Source organism: Salinicola lusitanus (assembly GCF_038648475.1).
GTDB lineage: Bacteria > Pseudomonadota > Gammaproteobacteria > Pseudomonadales > Halomonadaceae > Salinicola > Salinicola lusitanus.
Map to the genome: position 1 here is coordinate 808,906 of NZ_CP151919.1, position 15,025 is coordinate 823,930.

General features: G+C 63.3%; 15 protein-coding genes and 3 tRNA genes. 2 read left to right on the plus strand and 16 right to left on the minus strand.

Annotation, left to right across the window (positions count from 1 at the left end; all coding sequences use genetic code 11):
• Nucleotides 1-9 precede the first annotated feature (9 nt).
• The 16 genes from AAGT95_RS03750 to AAGT95_RS03825 form a co-directional block, all read right to left on the minus strand.
• Entirely contained in the window at nucleotides 10-1,254 is a 1,245-nt protein-coding gene (locus AAGT95_RS03750; RefSeq protein ID WP_342595608.1) for an STY4528 family pathogenicity island replication protein, read from the minus strand.
• Nucleotides 1,254-1,865 carry a DUF2857 domain-containing protein gene (locus tag AAGT95_RS03755; RefSeq protein ID WP_342595609.1) on the minus strand — a complete coding sequence of 204 codons (612 nt, stop codon included), beginning with the start codon at nucleotides 1,863-1,865 and terminating at the stop codon, nucleotides 1,254-1,256. Before AAGT95_RS03755 ends, AAGT95_RS03750 begins: the two co-directional genes overlap by 1 nt.
• Entirely contained in the window at nucleotides 1,865-3,904 is a 2,040-nt protein-coding gene (locus AAGT95_RS03760) for a ParB family protein (protein WP_342595610.1), read from the minus strand. The genes AAGT95_RS03755 and AAGT95_RS03760 overlap by 1 nt, the downstream gene beginning before the upstream one ends.
• On the minus strand, nucleotides 3,901-4,407 hold the full coding sequence (locus AAGT95_RS03765; protein ID WP_342595611.1) for a hypothetical protein: 507 nt from the start codon (nucleotides 4,405-4,407) through the stop codon (nucleotides 3,901-3,903). The genes AAGT95_RS03760 and AAGT95_RS03765 overlap by 4 nt, the downstream gene beginning before the upstream one ends.
• The gene (locus AAGT95_RS03770) at nucleotides 4,400-5,089 is read right to left on the minus strand and encodes a DUF2786 domain-containing protein (RefSeq protein WP_342595612.1); all 690 of its coding nucleotides are present in this window, start codon (nucleotides 5,087-5,089) and stop codon (nucleotides 4,400-4,402) included. Before AAGT95_RS03770 ends, AAGT95_RS03765 begins: the two co-directional genes overlap by 8 nt.
• The gene (locus AAGT95_RS03775) at nucleotides 5,086-5,316 is read right to left on the minus strand and encodes a type II toxin-antitoxin system HicA family toxin (protein ID WP_075563469.1); all 231 of its coding nucleotides are present in this window, start codon (nucleotides 5,314-5,316) and stop codon (nucleotides 5,086-5,088) included. The genes AAGT95_RS03770 and AAGT95_RS03775 overlap by 4 nt, the downstream gene beginning before the upstream one ends.
• Nucleotides 5,309-6,178 (minus strand): DNA adenine methylase, encoded by an 870-nt coding sequence (locus tag AAGT95_RS03780; protein WP_087720679.1) that lies wholly within the window; start codon nucleotides 6,176-6,178, stop codon nucleotides 5,309-5,311. Before AAGT95_RS03780 ends, AAGT95_RS03775 begins: the two co-directional genes overlap by 8 nt.
• Nucleotides 6,175-6,729: a hypothetical protein gene (locus tag AAGT95_RS03785; protein ID WP_342595613.1), complete on the minus strand. Its 555-nt coding sequence runs from the start codon at nucleotides 6,727-6,729 to the stop codon at nucleotides 6,175-6,177. Before AAGT95_RS03785 ends, AAGT95_RS03780 begins: the two co-directional genes overlap by 4 nt.
• A complete protein-coding gene (gene dnaB / locus AAGT95_RS03790; protein ID WP_342595614.1) occupies nucleotides 6,726-8,135 on the minus strand; it encodes a replicative DNA helicase in 1,410 nt (469 codons plus the stop codon). Before dnaB ends, AAGT95_RS03785 begins: the two co-directional genes overlap by 4 nt.
• A complete protein-coding gene (locus tag AAGT95_RS03795) occupies nucleotides 8,125-9,015 on the minus strand; it encodes a ParA family protein (protein WP_075563473.1) in 891 nt (296 codons plus the stop codon). The genes dnaB and AAGT95_RS03795 overlap by 11 nt, the downstream gene beginning before the upstream one ends.
• Nucleotides 9,016-9,175: 160 nt before the next feature.
• Nucleotides 9,176-9,251 (minus strand) — tRNA-Thr (locus AAGT95_RS03800).
• A 20-nt stretch (nucleotides 9,252-9,271) separates the two neighbouring features.
• Nucleotides 9,272-9,346: transfer RNA gene (locus AAGT95_RS03805), tRNA-Gln, on the minus strand.
• A gap of 7 nt (nucleotides 9,347-9,353) precedes the next feature.
• A tRNA-Phe gene (locus AAGT95_RS03810) sits at nucleotides 9,354-9,429 on the minus strand.
• 92 nt (nucleotides 9,430-9,521) lie between these two features.
• A complete protein-coding gene (locus AAGT95_RS03815; protein WP_110598155.1) occupies nucleotides 9,522-9,794 on the minus strand; it encodes an oxidative damage protection protein in 273 nt (90 codons plus the stop codon).
• A 12-nt stretch (nucleotides 9,795-9,806) separates the two neighbouring features.
• Complete coding sequence (gene mutY, locus AAGT95_RS03820) at nucleotides 9,807-10,889, minus strand: A/G-specific adenine glycosylase (RefSeq protein WP_342595615.1); 1,083 nt, start codon at nucleotides 10,887-10,889, stop codon at nucleotides 9,807-9,809.
• A 145-nt stretch (nucleotides 10,890-11,034) separates the two neighbouring features.
• A complete protein-coding gene (locus AAGT95_RS03825) occupies nucleotides 11,035-13,449 on the minus strand; it encodes an AsmA family protein (protein WP_342595616.1) in 2,415 nt (804 codons plus the stop codon).
• A gap of 279 nt (nucleotides 13,450-13,728) precedes the next feature.
• Between AAGT95_RS03825 and hisB the strand changes: the two genes are divergently transcribed.
• Nucleotides 13,729-14,322, plus strand: coding sequence for an imidazoleglycerol-phosphate dehydratase HisB (hisB, locus tag AAGT95_RS03830; RefSeq protein ID WP_342595617.1), 594 nt, complete (start codon nucleotides 13,729-13,731; stop codon nucleotides 14,320-14,322).
• A gap of 40 nt (nucleotides 14,323-14,362) precedes the next feature.
• Nucleotides 14,363-15,004, plus strand: a complete 642-nt coding sequence (gene hisH / locus AAGT95_RS03835) for an imidazole glycerol phosphate synthase subunit HisH (protein WP_342595618.1) — start codon at nucleotides 14,363-14,365, stop codon at nucleotides 15,002-15,004.
• Nucleotides 15,005-15,025: the final 21 nt, after the last annotated feature.

Genomic DNA, 15,025 nt, shown 5'->3' on the forward strand with positions numbered 1-15,025 from the left:
CACGGGTTTCTAGCGCCGCAGTCCGAGACGCTTGAACATCTCGCCCCGCGCCCGTTCGGTTGCCGCCGACATCGGCTGCGGTTCCTGCTCGGCCGGCTTGGGCGGCGACATCGCCACCACCGGCGCGGTAACGACCCGGTTCTGTTCGTCACTCGTCTCGGCCTGGCCTCGCCGCTTGTTGGCGACGCTGCGCCCGAAGTGGGTCAGCTGGAAATTGTCCGAGGCGGCACGCTTGGCCAGGGTGTGCAGGAAGCCCAGGGTGTTCTTGACCTTGCCGGCATCGACCCGCCCGGCGGCTTCGTCGATCACCGCCTGCTGCGTCTCGGTCGACAACCCCGTCAGCAGGAAGGTGACCGACTCCCGCTCGTCGGCAGTCAGCTCGAGCGGCCAGCTCCAGACCAGCGAAGTGCCGCCCGGCTCGCGCGCGGTGGTTTTACACACATTGTTTGTATAACTACGTACTGTAGGGCGAAATGCATCGGAAACTGCGTCGTAAGTGACTGATTCACGAATTAGTTTCCGCTGGAAACTGGGGTCTTCGGATTCGGGAAACTGCCCGAGTTTCCGCTGGAAACCGGGAGAATCTGGCTGAGTTTCCTCCAGAAACTGGGCACCTGATGACTGAGTTTCCTCTGGAAACTCTGCGCGCTTCTGCCGCTCGGCACGCTGGTCGATGACATCGAGTCGGGTCGGCAGTTCGAGCACACCGCCCTCGGCCAGCTCGTTGCGGACGAGTTGCGCCACTTCAGCGACATCACGGTTGTGATGACGGGTGCAACGGATGACGTACTCGATGTACTCGGCATCCAGCGACAGCGACTCGGCGGGTGCCAGCGGCTCGTCGTGCAGCACGTAGACGTTGCCGATCATGCGGCCGTTGTCGGTGTTGCGCGCTTTCATACCCAGCGTCATCCAGCGGGTCAGTCTGAGGATCGCGATGACCCGCGCCACGGTCTTGCGTGACGCCTTGCGATTCGCACCGGAGCGCAGCAGCGGCTCCAGCTCGTCATAGGTTGGGAAAGCGGTGGTGCGGTCCGCGTTAGAGAGCAGCCGGATCATCTGCCACCCGAGCACGTCGACCGCACCCAGGCGTTGATCGAGGAGCAGGGCTCGGGGCACGGTTTCATGGGGATTCCCCATGAACAGCAGGCCGTCGAGCGCGTCCTCCTGACCACTTGACGCCGAGGCGGCCCCGCCTCGGCGTTGAGTCATGGATGACGCGGCGCGCCCGATGAGCGCGTCAAAATGTTTCATCACGCCACTCCTTCACGCACGACGCCCTCGTCCTCGGCAGGCAGGGTTTGCTGTCGCGCCTGCTCCGGTTGGGTCCACTGCTTGATCAGGGTCCAGATCACCGCCAACGGCAGCGCGACCTCTTCAGCCAGTACCAGCATGCCGCGAATGTCCTCCACGGCACCGGGACCGGCCGGGTCATCAGAAATGGTCTGCCAGCGGTGGTACGCCTCGTGCTCTACCTTCTCCTCCGGCATGGGCAAGCGTCCCTGCCGGCTCGGTACGCCCAGCAGCGTGCGACGCGCCGAGCAGTCGTTCGGGGTCAGACCGAAGAAGGTGGACAGCATGTGAACGCTGGCCCCGTGTCGAATGCAGTGATCGACCAGCCCGTCTCGATCCTGGTCGCGATCGACTCGGCGCAGCGCCGCCTTGAAGGTGTCGTGGTCCAGCTCGAACCGGGCCACGCCCGGAAACTCGTGGATCAGAGACTCGATCTCGCTGGCCCGCAGCCGACTGAGGCTTTGCAGCTCGTCGTCGCGGAAGCCCAGCGCGCGAGCGCGTCGCATGTCGCCCTCACGGATCAGGATCAGCGCCTGGTTGAACAGCGCATGGTTGAGTTGCGGTGTCGCCATCACGAATCCCCCTCTGCATTGAGCACGTCACGCAGCACCCGGATCAGCCGGGTCAGCCAGAACACACGAACGAAGAGACCGTCGGGCATGCGCACCTCGGTGTCGTCACCATGACTGCCCACCAGCTCCCCCAACAGCGAGATGTCGCTCGGCATCACCGGATCGATGTTGCCCTCAAGACCGGCGAGCAGTTGCCAGACGAGCTGAGTACGACGGCTGGGTGCGCCCTCGAGGGGACCGAGTTCGTAACCGATACCGTCGCGAGCATTGAGGCGAATGACTTCGCTGGATCCGCTTGCCTCGACTCCGGCCCATCTGGCCAGCACCTGGACCACTTCACCGATCTGCATGCGCAGATCCTGGGCGTTGCGACGCCAGGCCGGCACATGCCAGAGATCCGTGATCGGGGCGACATGGCCACCATCCTGAAGCGGTACGCTCTTGAGTGCCGCTGCCTCGAAGTCGACGGCCTCCTCGCCGTGCTCCTTCGCCTGCCAGTGACGTAACTGGCGATGCCCTTCCGTCTCGTGGTGGCGAGAGAGGGTCAGATCGGCGGCGATGGTCGCCTGCTCCTCGGCAGAGCGAGTCGGCTGAGGTGTGTGCTCCTGGAGCAAACCATCGGTATCCAACAGCTCGCCGGCGTTGTCGTTCCAGTCGTCATCGAAGCTGCTGCCCTGTGGGGCCACCGGTGTTCGCTGGGTCTGAGCCTCGAGTTCGGCGTTGCGCTGCTCAAGCTGCTCGAGCTGGGCGCGCATCTGTTTCATGGCGACCGACTCGCCTACCCCGCCCGCATCCGGCACACCGCGCGCCGGCGATGGTTCCGGCGTGGGATCGAGGTCGCTCTGGCCATCGTCGAATGTCAGATCATTGGGGTCGAGTTCACCGTCGCCTCCGGTGGGTTCGCTACCGCCTCGAGAGGTTTTGGCGGTCGATGGCAGAGAGGAAGGACCCGACGACTTGCCGGATGACGAGCCACCCGGAGAGGTATCCGGTTTTGGCGGATAGAGATGGCGCTCCTGGGGATGACGCAGGCGTTCCAGTTCACTATCGACAGTGGTCCAGATATCCGCGCGCTCCTCGTCCGTTGCCGCTCGGGCATACTTGCGCACGGTGAACCAGTTCTTCCACGCCATGTCGATGGGGTTGAAGTGCAGCCCGGTGTGCTCGTTGAGCATGCCCTTCAAGCGATCCTCGACGATGTTCCAGCGAAAATCAGTCTGCCCCTCGTGATCGAGCTGGGCCATCTCCTCATGCCAGGCCAGGGCGAAATCGCCGTCGACGACGTTGTTGGCCCAGTGCCCACCTTCGCCCAGGTCATCGGCGTGCTCGATCCAGTAGTCGGCACAGCGGGTCCAGCACTCGTCACAGAACTGGCGATAGGAGATCAGCTTCTCGATCTGAGGCCGGCCCATGCCGGCATCGAGCGTCAGCGGCAGGGTCGGCAGAAAGTGCTCGATGGTATAGAGCATTTTCGAGATGTGGCTCTGATTAACCGTGTAGCCCAGGACGCGTAGCCGCTTGGTCAGCTCGCGTTGGGAGATGGTCTCGCCGGCGTCTTCCTCGATCATGCGCTTGGCCTCGAAGATCCCGCGCGCCCGCTCGATCCAGCTCAGTTGCCCCCGGTTGTCGTTCTCGGCCAGATGGCCGGCGAGCACATTGATCTCGCCCTGCCACGGAATGAAGTGGCAGTCCTGGTGATAGAAGCGCTGATCGCCTGTCTCCTGGTACAGCTCATTGAGAATGATCAGGCGGGTGTTACCACCGTCGGAGATCATGTAGCGGTCATCGCCGGGGCGCTGCGTGACGGTCAATTTCTGCTTGAGTCCGACCGCCTTAATCGACTCCTTGATCTCATCAAACTTCGGGTTGTGATGTGTTCGGGGGTTGCGGTCGTAGGAACGCAGCTGATCCAGCGTGAGCGACATCGCCTGTTCGCGGGTCGGTGCCGGCAGCCGATCGGTGGGCTGGCTCCTGAGCGTCGGCCCCGGCTGGTTCAGTTTGGCCGTGATCTGGTCGGGGGTGACGGATGGTTTACTCATGAGGTCCACTCCGGCTGCCACGATGCGCAGCCATCAGAATCGAAAAAATGGTTCAACTGCTGGTTCAAACGACCGATGCTCTGGGTCAACCCGTGCAGGCTAAGGTCGCTGCGCGTCTGCGGCGGATGCTGCTGGCACAGCGCCTGCAGGCCACGACGCAGATCGAGCAGGTTGTCGTTGACGATCACCAGCAGCTCGAAATCGCTGAGGTCGAAATACTGGAGCTGCGCCCAGCGCAGGCTGTGGTGCGGCGCCATCTCGAGCCGACTGGCCTTGTCACAAGCCATATGGAAGACCAGCCAGGTATCGGCGAGCAGCGAGCGCAGCGCATCGTTGCGCTTGTTGTGCGCCCGGGGATGCGCGGCGAACCAGGACTCCAGTGTCTCGACCCAGCCGGCGAAGGGATCGAGCAGTCCCAGAGCTAGACATTCCCGGCCCTGCAGATAGCGCTCCATACTCTGGTCGGGAGCGGTGCGTGTCGGAAACGTGACGATCTCAGCCATGGGACAGCTCCTTGTGCTGGTCGCGATCGATGCCGCCGTGCAGGCGCGCGTTGCGGCCGGCGGCGTACCCCCGGGCCATTGCCCCCCGATCGTCACGGCGTTGACCGCGATCGATGGCCTCCATCGCTTCGAGCTGGGGATAGAAGCGCTGCTGAAAATGCTCGATCGTCGCGACGGCCTCCTCGGTTTTCTCCACCGGCACGATGTGTTCGAACGCGCCCGCCACCCATGCCAGGGCATAGGCATCGGCCCGGCGAATCTTGGTGATGCGTTTCGCGCGCTTGTTCATGCCGTTCAGGAAGGCCTTGCGATCGCTGATCAGCTGACGCTGGAGGACCTCGAAGGCATATGCCGCGATGTGTACCTGACTCGCCTCGCCGAGGAAGGCGAAGTAGCCCTGCCAGCTCTCGAACGTGGGACGCGGCTCGTAGACCGTGGCGGTACCGAAGGCGGCATTGACCAGGCTGGCCAGATGATCGAGCCAGCGCGGCGGCTTGCGTCCGGTCGGCGACTTGACGACCACCCGGTCGATGGTAGACGCCGCTACGTCGATCTCGCTGACGCCGTACTCGTCCATGAGGTGCTGCGCCTGGCGCAGCGCCGTACCAGCTTCGTGCTCATTGGCCGAGCGTGACAGCGCCAGGCAGCGCTCGATCTTGCGAAGAATGCGATCGGGAATCATGCTTCGCCCTCCTCTTGTCGCTCCATCCGGCGCAGCCGTGCCAGCACGTTCTTCTCGGCTCGCGCGTCGCTGGGTGAAAATCCGGTGAACACGGGCGGGCAGCCCGGCTTGATGAAGCGAACGTGGCCGCCACGGGTGCGTTCGACAATCCAGCCATGAGTCACGGCATAACGCACCACGCGCTTCAGGGCGCGCGTCGAGCAGCGAATCGGCAGTGCGTCAGGCATGGGCCACCTCCTGGTAGGGAAGATTGAGTTCCATCTGACCGGCCCATTCCGCCGCCCGCGGATTGAGCCACAGACACTCGGTACGCTGCCCAGAACCACGCTGGGCCGATGCCTGCACATGCCGTCGAGCCATGCGCCAACCCCTGAGCACGTCACGATAGAGGTCGGCGTCGTAGCCGGAGAGAATCACGTAGCCCTGAGCGAGCCGAAGGCGCTCTAGCAATTCAATGTGACGCAGGTCGCTCAGCTCATGGCTGTAAACGCGCCGATGCCCCTTCTCTCGGGTCTCCTCGAGATAAGGGGGATCGACGTAGTGAAGCGTGCGCGGGGAGTCATGCTGGGCGATGACGGTCAGGGCGTCGCGGTTCTCGATCAGCACACCCGACAGCCGCTCGGCCACCAGACCGATCACGGTCGGCAACCGCTGCCAGTGATGCTGTGTCGTGCCGTGGGCACGTCGGGTATCGGTGCGGAAGCCGGAATTGCCTCGGGTCGCGCCGGCGGAACCGAAACCCATGTGGGCACGGATCAGCAGCCGTCGAGCGCGCTCTACCGGATCCGGGGTGTCGTCCCAGGCACGCTCGAACTCGACACGCGCATAGGGGGTGAGCGCGATCTGTTCAATGAGGCACTGGCGCTGCTCGGAACTGCGCAGCACCTCGAACAGATTGACGACATCGCCATCCAGATCGTTGTAGACCTCGGCGTAGTTGCGCGGCTTCTGCAGGAGGACACCTGCAGCGCCACCAAAGGACTCGACGTAGACATCGAAGGCGGAGATTGGAGGAAAGTGCGCCATGATCCACGGGGCCAGACGGAACTTGCCGCCGTGGTAGCGCATCAGAGGAATCCTCACTGTCATGACTCGACCCTCCTGAACTCCACCTCTGCCTCTCGCTGAGAAGCTAGATATTCATAACGCGCCATCCATTGCCCAAAGGCATGATCCATCGACCAGGGCTGGATGCGCATTGGCAGTGGTACCACCCCTTCTAGGCAATCCCAGGAATCCCCTTCGCACAGCAAGTCCCGGCGTTCCGTTGCGAGCAGGATCAGGTCGATATTCTTAATGCAGGGATCCATGGCACCGGGGAGCCCGAAACGCTCTGCAATCGCTGCCCAAAACCGACCTTCGATACGTTTGAACTCCGGCATCAGCGCTTTCAGCGGCGACACCATGTCCCCGATATAGGCTTCGGTGGCGTCGTGCATCAAGGCCGTAAGCTGATGTTCGGCAGGCACGAACTGGCTCGCGAGCACACAGTGCTGCGCGACGCTGTAATGCTGACGGGTATGCCCGCCGAATCGGCAAATGCGGCTCAGTGAGCGTCCGATGTCCACGGGGTCGATCATCCGTGGCGTTGGGCTGGCCATGTGAACAGAGTGGCCTGAGTGGGTGGTAATGAAGCTCATGACCGTCTCTCCTGTACCTGCTTCCACGCCAACGACTCGAACCGCGTGCTCGAGCCTACGAACGTCAAATGCACCGCGCCGGTAGGCCCGTTGCGCTGCTTGCCGATGATCAGCTCGGCGAGTCCCTTGTTGTCAGGGTTGTCGGGGTTATAGACCTCGTCGCGATAGACGAACCCGATGACATCGGCATCCTGCTCGATCGCGCCGGAGTCGCGCAGATCGGCCATGCAGGGGCGTTTGTTGGGACGGTTCTCCAGCGTGCGGTTGAGTTGCGAAAGCGCCACCACCGGGCAGTTGAGATCCTTGGCAGTAGCCTTGAGGATGCGAGAAATCGCAGAGATTTCGTTGTTGCGGTTCTCGGAGCCTGGCTCCTCAAGCAGCTGCAGATAGTCGATCAGGATCAGGGCGGGCTTGCCGTGGCGGCGCACCAGCCGGCGGGCGCGTGACTTGAGAGAGGTCGCGGAGATGCCGCTGGAGTCATCGACGAACAGACGTTCCTCGAAGCCGAGTATGCGGTTCGTGGCCGAGGTCAGCTTTTCCCAGCCACCGTCATCGAGCTGGCCTGAGCGCAGCTTGCTCAAATCCAGACGCCCCATGCTGGCCATGAGACGCAGCATCAACTGCTCCTCGGGCATCTCGAGCGAGAAGACGAAGATCGGCGCGGTGGCCAGCTCGGTGCGACCGGCCGTGGCGACCAGCGCATTCTCGACGAGGTTCATGCCCAGCGTGGTCTTGCCCATCGAGGGGCGACCGGCGATGACGATCAAGTCGGAGTCCTGCCAGCCGCAAGTGAGTTCGTCGAGATCCTTGTAGCCAGTCGGCGTGCCGGTGATGCCGTCCTTGGCATTGAAAGCGCGGTCGATAGTATCGATCGCCGCCGTCAAGGCGTGACGTATGCCGGTCTCCTTGCCTTGCCGGTTCTCGGCCAACGCGAACAGCTGGTGTTCAGTGGCCTCGATCAATGCCTGGCTGAGTTGCTGTCCATCCAGCGCCCGCTGGCAGAGGTCGCGGCCCATGTTGGCCAACTGACGACGGCGCTGATGCTCTCGTACGATGCCCGCATAGGCGACAACATTCGTCGCTGAAGGCGTGTTGCGAGCCAGCTCGGCCAGATAGGGCAGACCCCCACAGGTCTCGATATGACCATCGCGCTCGAGCAGCTCGGAGAGTGTCACGACATCGAGCGGCTTCTCATCATGGGAAAGCTCTTCCATCGCCTTGAAGATCAGCCGATGCGGATAGTGATAGAACGCTGACGCGTCGACGATCTCGCAGATGTCCTCCCACTTCGTGTTGTCGAGCATCAACGCGCCAAGCGTGGACTGCTCACCCTCGATACTGTGCGGCGGCAGAAGCCCCATGGCTTCTGCCCCGACGGGTGCAGGGGATTGGGTCTCAATGGACATGGCCCACCCCCGATTTCCCGGTGCCGGATTTACCGTTGGAGATGACAGCGCCTACCGCGTGGATGGCGTCGGCCCACTCGGGATAGAGATCAATGGCCACTGCCTTGAGCTGATCGGCGCAGGCCGGCGCCTTGCGACTGTAGGGCTTTCGCGGCTCGACCCGATGGACGGGCAAGCCCTGGAGCGCGGCCGAACGGTAAGCGGAGAGATTGACCAGCGGCGTCTCGAGCACGCTGATGCCGTGATCTTCTACCTCGGCATACATGGTGCGAATGCTGTCGGCGATGTCACGGGCATCACGGAGCTGGTCGGTCATCTTGTTGAGCAGGATGGAGACCGGCGGCACCTCGAAACGGGTATAACGTGCCAGCTCGCGTAGCTCGTTGAGCATGCCCTGAGTGCCGCGCACGAATTCGCGGGCGGTGAGCAGTTCGGGAACGATGGGAGAGATCAGCCGATCGGCGGCCATGACGGCCATCTCGAGAATCACTGAGCGCGCGCCCTGGGTATCGATGAGGATGGCGTCATAGCGATCGGCGAAGCGATCGAGGAGGTCGATCAGGCGGAAGCGTCCATTCGGGGCGTTGAGCAACAGCTGCTGCAACTGATTCCGATAGTCGTTGGAGACGATGATGTCGAGATTGGAGACAGCGGTATGAGAGATGATCTGGTCGAGGTCGACCAGCTCTGTCGCGAGTAGCTCGTACACGCCGCCGGGGGCCGGCTGTGACAGCTCGTAGTAGGAAGAGAGGGTTGGCTGGGAATCCAGATCTATGAGGAGAACCCGGAGACCGGCATCTGCCAGGAGACCGCCGAGGTTGGCCGTCGTGGTCGTCTTGCCGACGCCGCCCTTGGAGCAAACCGTTGCTGAAACACGCATAACTGCACCTCATCCAGTGGTAAGCGGAATGAGTGCAATAGATGCTGGGCGGGACAATTTTCGAGGCTACATGATGCTGAGGCTTTCGCTGATGCAGGTGCCAAGGTGTTTACCCCGGACCTGCTCATCGCAATTCAGCTATTCCACCATCTCTAAGCTCTGGTGCCGACACCAGGAGTCGAACCCGGGACCTACTGATTACAAGTCAGTTGCTCTACCAACTGAGCTATGTCGGCGAGCATAGAGACGTCAGCGATGGCTGGGGTAGCAGGATTCGAACCTGCGCATGCCGATACCAAAAACCGGTGCCTTACCACTTGGCGATACCCCAGCATTGATGGTGGCCAGAGACGGAATCGAACCGCCGACACGGGGATTTTCAATCCCCTGCTCTACCAACTGAGCTATCTGGCCCTCGCCAACGGGGACGCATTTAACCAGCATGCCGTTTGGGGGTCAAGCCTTTTTATTTCAAAAAGATGAGTTCCCTTCACGCTGCCGGAAAATCACTGGCCAGGCGGCACGTAGCCCTCGGCATGATCCGTTTCCTGATTGTCGAAGAACCGATTCATCTGCGTCGTCAAATACTCCCGCGCCTGCGGGTCCAGCATGTTGAGATGCTTCTCGTTGATCAGCCGCGTCTGCAGTGCCTGCCACTCCTCCCAGGCGCGCCGGGAGACCGTCTGCTGAATCTCCTGGCCCTTGGCACCGGGCAGCGGCGGAAATGCCAGAGCCTCTAGCTCCTGCTGGTACTTGCGGCAGAATACCGTCTGCGCCATGTCAGTCTCCTCTCAGTCGATAAGTGCGTGCGCCTGGGCCAGCGTGGCCAACAGGGTCTTGACCGGCGCCGCCAAGCCCACCTGCGCCGGTGTGGCTGGATCGACCCACTGCTGGTTCGATTCGGCCACGGCGGCAGCCTGGCGATCCGGCAGTCGAGCCGGTCTCGGCGTGATCTCCAGGCGAAAGTGGGTAAACGTGTGCGTGAATGATCGCCAGGCAGTACCGAGGTGAGCACCTCGATAGCGCCGCTCCAGCCAGTCGTGCAACTCGCTGTCGCCATCGAACTGCGGAAAGCCCCACAGGCCGCCCCACAGGCCGCTGGGCGGACGTTGCTCGAGCAGCACCCGGCCCGCGTCGTCCTGCAACAGTAACATCTGTGTCTGCCGCGTCGGCAACTCGCGCTTGGGCTTGGAGCCGGGATAGCGGCGTTCGTCGCCCTGTTCGTGGGCCACGCAGACATCCTCGAACGGACACAGCAGGCAGCTCGGCTTGCCGCGTGTGCAGATCATGGCACCGAGATCCATCATCGCCTGGGTGTAGTCCGGAAGTCGGCGTTCCGGCGTGTAGCGCTCCGCCAGCTCCCACAGCCTCGCCAGCACGTCGCTCCTGCCCGGCCAGCCCTCCACCGCGTGCAGGCGAGCCAGCACGCGCTTGACGTTGCCATCGAGAATCGCGGCACGCTGGCCGGTGCTGATGCTGATGATGGCGCCGGCCGTGGAACGACCGATCCCCGGCAGCGCCGTCATCGCCTCGAGATCGTGGGTCGGGAACTCGCCATCGTGATCGTCGACGACGACCCGGGCCGCCTTGTGCAGATTGCGAGCACGGGCGTAGTAGCCGAGCCCGGTCCACAGATGCAGCACGTCGTCCTGGGGCGCATCCGCCAGCGTCCGGACGTCGGGAAAGCGCGCCATGAAGCGCTCGAAGTAGGGAATGACGGTAGTGACCTGGGTCTGCTGCAGCATGATCTCCGATACCCAGACCCGGTAGGGCGTCTTGTCGTGCTGCCACGGCAGCGACTTGCGACCGTGGGCGTCGAACCAGCCGAAGACTCGCTCGCGAAAGGCCTCGGCCGATAGAGCTATTTCCGCCAAACAGCACCTCTCCAGAGTGGTGGAATCGAGTTGATCATCGATGGTGAATCGATCCGGAAAATCAGGTGGCGCCAGAGTCTGGGGTCGGCTTGACGAAGAGACGCCGACATCGCGTCGGCGCCGGAGAGTCCGCTACTGGCTCGGCTCACTTGAACAGATCGCGGAGCTTGTTGCCGAGTTTCTCGGAAGCCCCTTCCCCCAGTTTGTCGTCGATCTTCTGACGGGTCTCTTCATCCAGCTGCTTGTTCAGCTCCTTGTCGACACGCTCGCCAGCCTTGCGCTTGGCCTCGTCCGTGGCGAGATTCGCCAGCGAGTCCTGAAACGCTTCACGATCGAATCCACACCACTGCCCGGGGGCATCACTCAGGTTGCCCTGACAGCGAATCGGGAAGTCGATTTTGGCCAGTCGCGGATTGACGCTGCAGGCGGCCTTGTCAGCGGTGTCGGTAAAGCGTGCCGCCGCGCGATAGTCGAAACGGTTGGTCACCAGGTTGACATCGCCCTTGCCGGTCACCGCGATGCCGGGAATGGCGATATCCAGGTCGTCGTTGTGCGCCACACCCTTGTCGACTTTCACGCTGGCCTGCAGACGATCGAAGGCGGTGTCCTCGCTCCACTCGCGGGTCGACTCGCGGCCTTCCAGGGTCGCTACCGCGCTGCACAGCTGACGCGACACGTTGACATCGAGCATCGCGCCGTCGTCGATCCGCAGCGCCGCCTGGCCATCGAGATTCTGCTTGAGCCCTTCGGCGGTGTTGGTGCGTGAATCGAAATCGCCCTGCAGGTTGAGCTTGCCGCGCAGCGGCGAGTCCTTGCCGCTGAAGTCCCGGTAGAGCGGCGCAATGTCGACCCCATTCATGCGCTCGGTGAAGGACAGCTTCATCGGCGGCTGGCGAAGATCGAGCGCGCTCGAGGCCTTCAGCGAGCCGCCGTAGAGCGAGGCATCGAGCGAATCGATGCGCTGGCGTCCACCACTGCCGCTGGTGTTCAGTTCGACATCACCCATCTGAACGCCCTTGGCCTTGAGCGAGTCGAGCGTCAGATGCCCCTCCTGCTTGAGCTCGGCCAGCCAGGCGACCGGCAGCAGCTCGGCACCTTCGGCCGCGGCCAGCGCCGGCTGGACCCCGAGCGCCGAAAGCCATGCCGTGTCCTTACTGTCGCCACTCTCCGTCCCCTCCGCGCTCGGGGCCCGAGGGGGCAGATAACGATCCAGGTCGAGCTGGTCACCCGCCAGATCGAAGTCCAGCGCCCGACCGTCGAAGGCGCCCCCCAGCGAGCCCTGGAATGTCGTGTCGTCCAGCGTCAACTGCAGCTTGTCGAAGTCGATACGCTGGGCGTTACCGGTGAAGGGCCCGTTCAACGAGAGCGCCGTGAGCGCCTTGTCGTCGGCGCTGTTCACCTCGACACCGAAGCGCGTCAGCCAGTCCCGAACGGATAGCGGCGCGAGTTCCAACCGCCCCTGGTATTGCGGCGCGTCATCCAGTTGCGTGACGTCCAGGTTGCCTTTGAGGTTCAGGCCATCGTCCCCACTCAGGACGACATCGCCTAGCGTGGCGGTCCGGGCCTCCAGGTCGGCCACGGCATTGGCGCGGAGATCCAGCGATAACGGCGTTTCCTGCATGGCCGTGTGGTAGAGCGAGGCGCCCAGTTCGATTCCATCGGCCCGATACTGCTTGGCCTGGGTGTCCGCGACCAGCGTGGCGACCTTGAGGTTGAGCGACTGCGCCTGCTCGGCCAACGCCGGCAATTGCGCCTTGCCGTTGAGCGTCACGTTCTCGAAGGTGTAGCGCCCGGCGCCGAGATCCATGCGCATCTGGCTCTTGAACTGGAGGTTGCCGTCGACGCTCGGCTGACGTCCGTCGACAGCGAACGACAGCTGGACCGGGAATGACGACTGCGGGCTGACGTTGCTGCTCTGCAGGCTCAGGTTGGCCAGCGTGACATCCAGCGATTTCTGCTGGTCGACGTAATTCACCTGGCTGTTGGAGACCTTGACGCTGGCGATATCGAACGCCACGGCCTGGTCGTCGCCCGGCTTCAGGCCAGGGCCTCGTTTCTGGGGCTGGGCCGGCTGCTCCGACTGTGCGGTATTCTGCGGCGGTGATGTCGGCGGCGCTTCCCCCGTCTGGCCGGCGTCGTCGTTGCCGGCCAGGCGATCCAGCAGTACCTGCCAGTTGCCCCGGCCCTGCGCGTCGCGGGCCAGGTTGAGGCGCATGCCATCGAGAATCAGCCCGTCGACGGAAACGTCTCCCGTCAGCAGCGGCGTGAAGGCCACGCTGACCTCGGCGCTGTCGAAGCCGACGAAGGGCGCATCGTCCTGCGACTGTTCGGGAAGCCAGGCTTCGGCATCCTTGACGCTGACGCCGATACGTGGATAGAAGGACCACGACAATGGACCATCGAGACGCAGTTCGAGCCCGCTCTGGTTGCGGACCGCCTCGATCAGACGCGGCTTGAGATCGTTCGGATCGAAGAACGTGGTGATGTAGACGACAGCCACGACGACCAGAATTCCCAGTACACCGATCGCCGCCAGCAGTGCTCTGACCAGCCCCTTCATTCGAATCCTCCCTGTGCGCGAACATGGGCAGGCACTCGTGGGCGGGAACCGCTGCTCCACTCGAGCCGAATGCGGCTGGGCGTGGCCCGATGATGCGACTCGACCTGCTGTGCGGTTTCCGGCATGCCCCCTGTGTCTCCCTGTCGGCGGAACGACTTGACTGCGGTGGAGAACGGCCGAATCACAGCCGCCCGATAAACACCGCCATTGTAGCGGATGCGGCGCCCGATTCACTATAATGGCCGATTATCGCCAACCGTACCGGGAGATTTCCCCCGCATGTCCGAGCGCATCGCCACGGTGTCGCGCGACACCAACGAGACGCAGATCACGGTGACGGTGAATCTGGACGGCAGCGGCCGCCTCGATTGCCGGACCGGGGTCCCCTTTCTAGATCACATGCTGGACCAGGTGGCCCGCCACGGCATGCTCGACCTGACGATAGACGCCAAGGGCGACCTCGAGATCGACGAGCACCATACCGTCGAGGATCTCGGCATCACCCTCGGCCAGGCGTTCGCCCAGGCGATCGGTGACAAGCGCGGCATTCGTCGCTATGGCCACGCCTACGTGCCACTCGACGAGGCGCTCTCTCGCGTGGTGATCGATTTCTCCGGGCGGTCCGGGCTGTTCATGGATGTCGAATTCACCCGCGCGACCATCGGCCGGCTCGATACCCAGCTGTTCTGGGAGTTCTTCCAGGGGTTCGTCAACCATGCCCAGGTCACCCTGCACATCGACAACCTGAAGGGTTTCAATGCGCACCATCAGGCGGAAACCATCTTCAAGGCGTTCGGTCGCGCACTACGCGCGGCAGTCGAGCAGGATCCGCGCATGGCCGGCCAGATGCCATCGACCAAGGGCAGCCTGTGATACCGGCCTGCGCCATCACCGACTCAGCGAGGAAACCGCAATGACGATCGCCGTGATCGATTACGGGATGGGCAATCTGCACTCCGTGGCCAAGGCGCTCGAGCACGTCACCCATGAAAACGTCATGGTGACCCGCGATCCGCGCTCGATTCGCGGCGCTTCGCGGCTGGTGCTGCCCGGCCAGGGGGCGATCCGCGACTGCATGGGCGAACTCCAGCGCACCGAGCTCGAGGGGCTGGTCAAGGATCTGCTCGAGGAGCAGGCCAAACCGCTGCTCGGCATCTGCGTCGGCCAGCAGATGCTGTTCGAGCGCAGCGAGGAGAATGGCGGCGTCGATTGCCTCGGTTTCCTCCCCGGTGGCGTGCGTCACTTCGGCCATAACCTGACCAGCCCCGAGGGAGAGCGCCTCAAGGTGCCTCACATGGGCTGGAACCGGGTGACCCAGCATCATGCGCATCCGCTGTGGAACGGCATCGAGGACGGCGCGAGGTTCTACTTCGTGCACAGCTATTACGTCGAGGCCGCCAGCGATGCCGATATCTTCGGCAAGACCGCTTACGCTGGCGCCGATGCCCATGTGGTCACCGGCCGCGGCACCGTGTTCGCGGTGCAGTTCCACCCGGAGAAGAGCGCCAGAGACGGCCTTCAGCTGCTGGAAAATTTCGTCAACTGGGCGCCCTAGGCACAATCCGAGACATGGCTG

Bases quoted from the DNA above. Each gene is read 5' to 3' on its own strand.
- AAGT95_RS03750 (WP_342595608.1), bottom strand. From the start codon at position 1,254: ATGAAACATTTTGACGCGCTCATCGGGCGCGCCGCGTCATCCATGACT.
- AAGT95_RS03755 (WP_342595609.1), bottom strand. From the start codon at position 1,865: ATGGCGACACCGCAACTCAACCATGCGCTGTTCAACCAGGCGCTGATC.
- AAGT95_RS03760 (WP_342595610.1), bottom strand. From the start codon at position 3,904: ATGAGTAAACCATCCGTCACCCCCGACCAGATCACGGCCAAACTGAAC.
- AAGT95_RS03765 (WP_342595611.1), bottom strand. From the start codon at position 4,407: ATGGCTGAGATCGTCACGTTTCCGACACGCACCGCTCCCGACCAGAGT.
- AAGT95_RS03770 (WP_342595612.1), bottom strand. From the start codon at position 5,089: ATGATTCCCGATCGCATTCTTCGCAAGATCGAGCGCTGCCTGGCGCTG.
- AAGT95_RS03775 (WP_075563469.1), bottom strand. From the start codon at position 5,316: ATGCCTGACGCACTGCCGATTCGCTGCTCGACGCGCGCCCTGAAGCGC.
- AAGT95_RS03780 (WP_087720679.1), bottom strand. From the start codon at position 6,178: ATGACAGTGAGGATTCCTCTGATGCGCTACCACGGCGGCAAGTTCCGT.
- AAGT95_RS03785 (WP_342595613.1), bottom strand. From the start codon at position 6,729: ATGAGCTTCATTACCACCCACTCAGGCCACTCTGTTCACATGGCCAGC.
- dnaB (WP_342595614.1), bottom strand. From the start codon at position 8,135: ATGTCCATTGAGACCCAATCCCCTGCACCCGTCGGGGCAGAAGCCATG.
- AAGT95_RS03795 (WP_075563473.1), bottom strand. From the start codon at position 9,015: ATGCGTGTTTCAGCAACGGTTTGCTCCAAGGGCGGCGTCGGCAAGACG.
- AAGT95_RS03815 (WP_110598155.1), bottom strand. From the start codon at position 9,794: ATGGCGCAGACGGTATTCTGCCGCAAGTACCAGCAGGAGCTAGAGGCT.
- AAGT95_RS03825 (WP_342595616.1), bottom strand. From the start codon at position 13,449: ATGAAGGGGCTGGTCAGAGCACTGCTGGCGGCGATCGGTGTACTGGGA.
- hisB (WP_342595617.1), top strand. From the start codon at position 13,729: ATGTCCGAGCGCATCGCCACGGTGTCGCGCGACACCAACGAGACGCAG.
- hisH (WP_342595618.1), top strand. From the start codon at position 14,363: ATGACGATCGCCGTGATCGATTACGGGATGGGCAATCTGCACTCCGTG.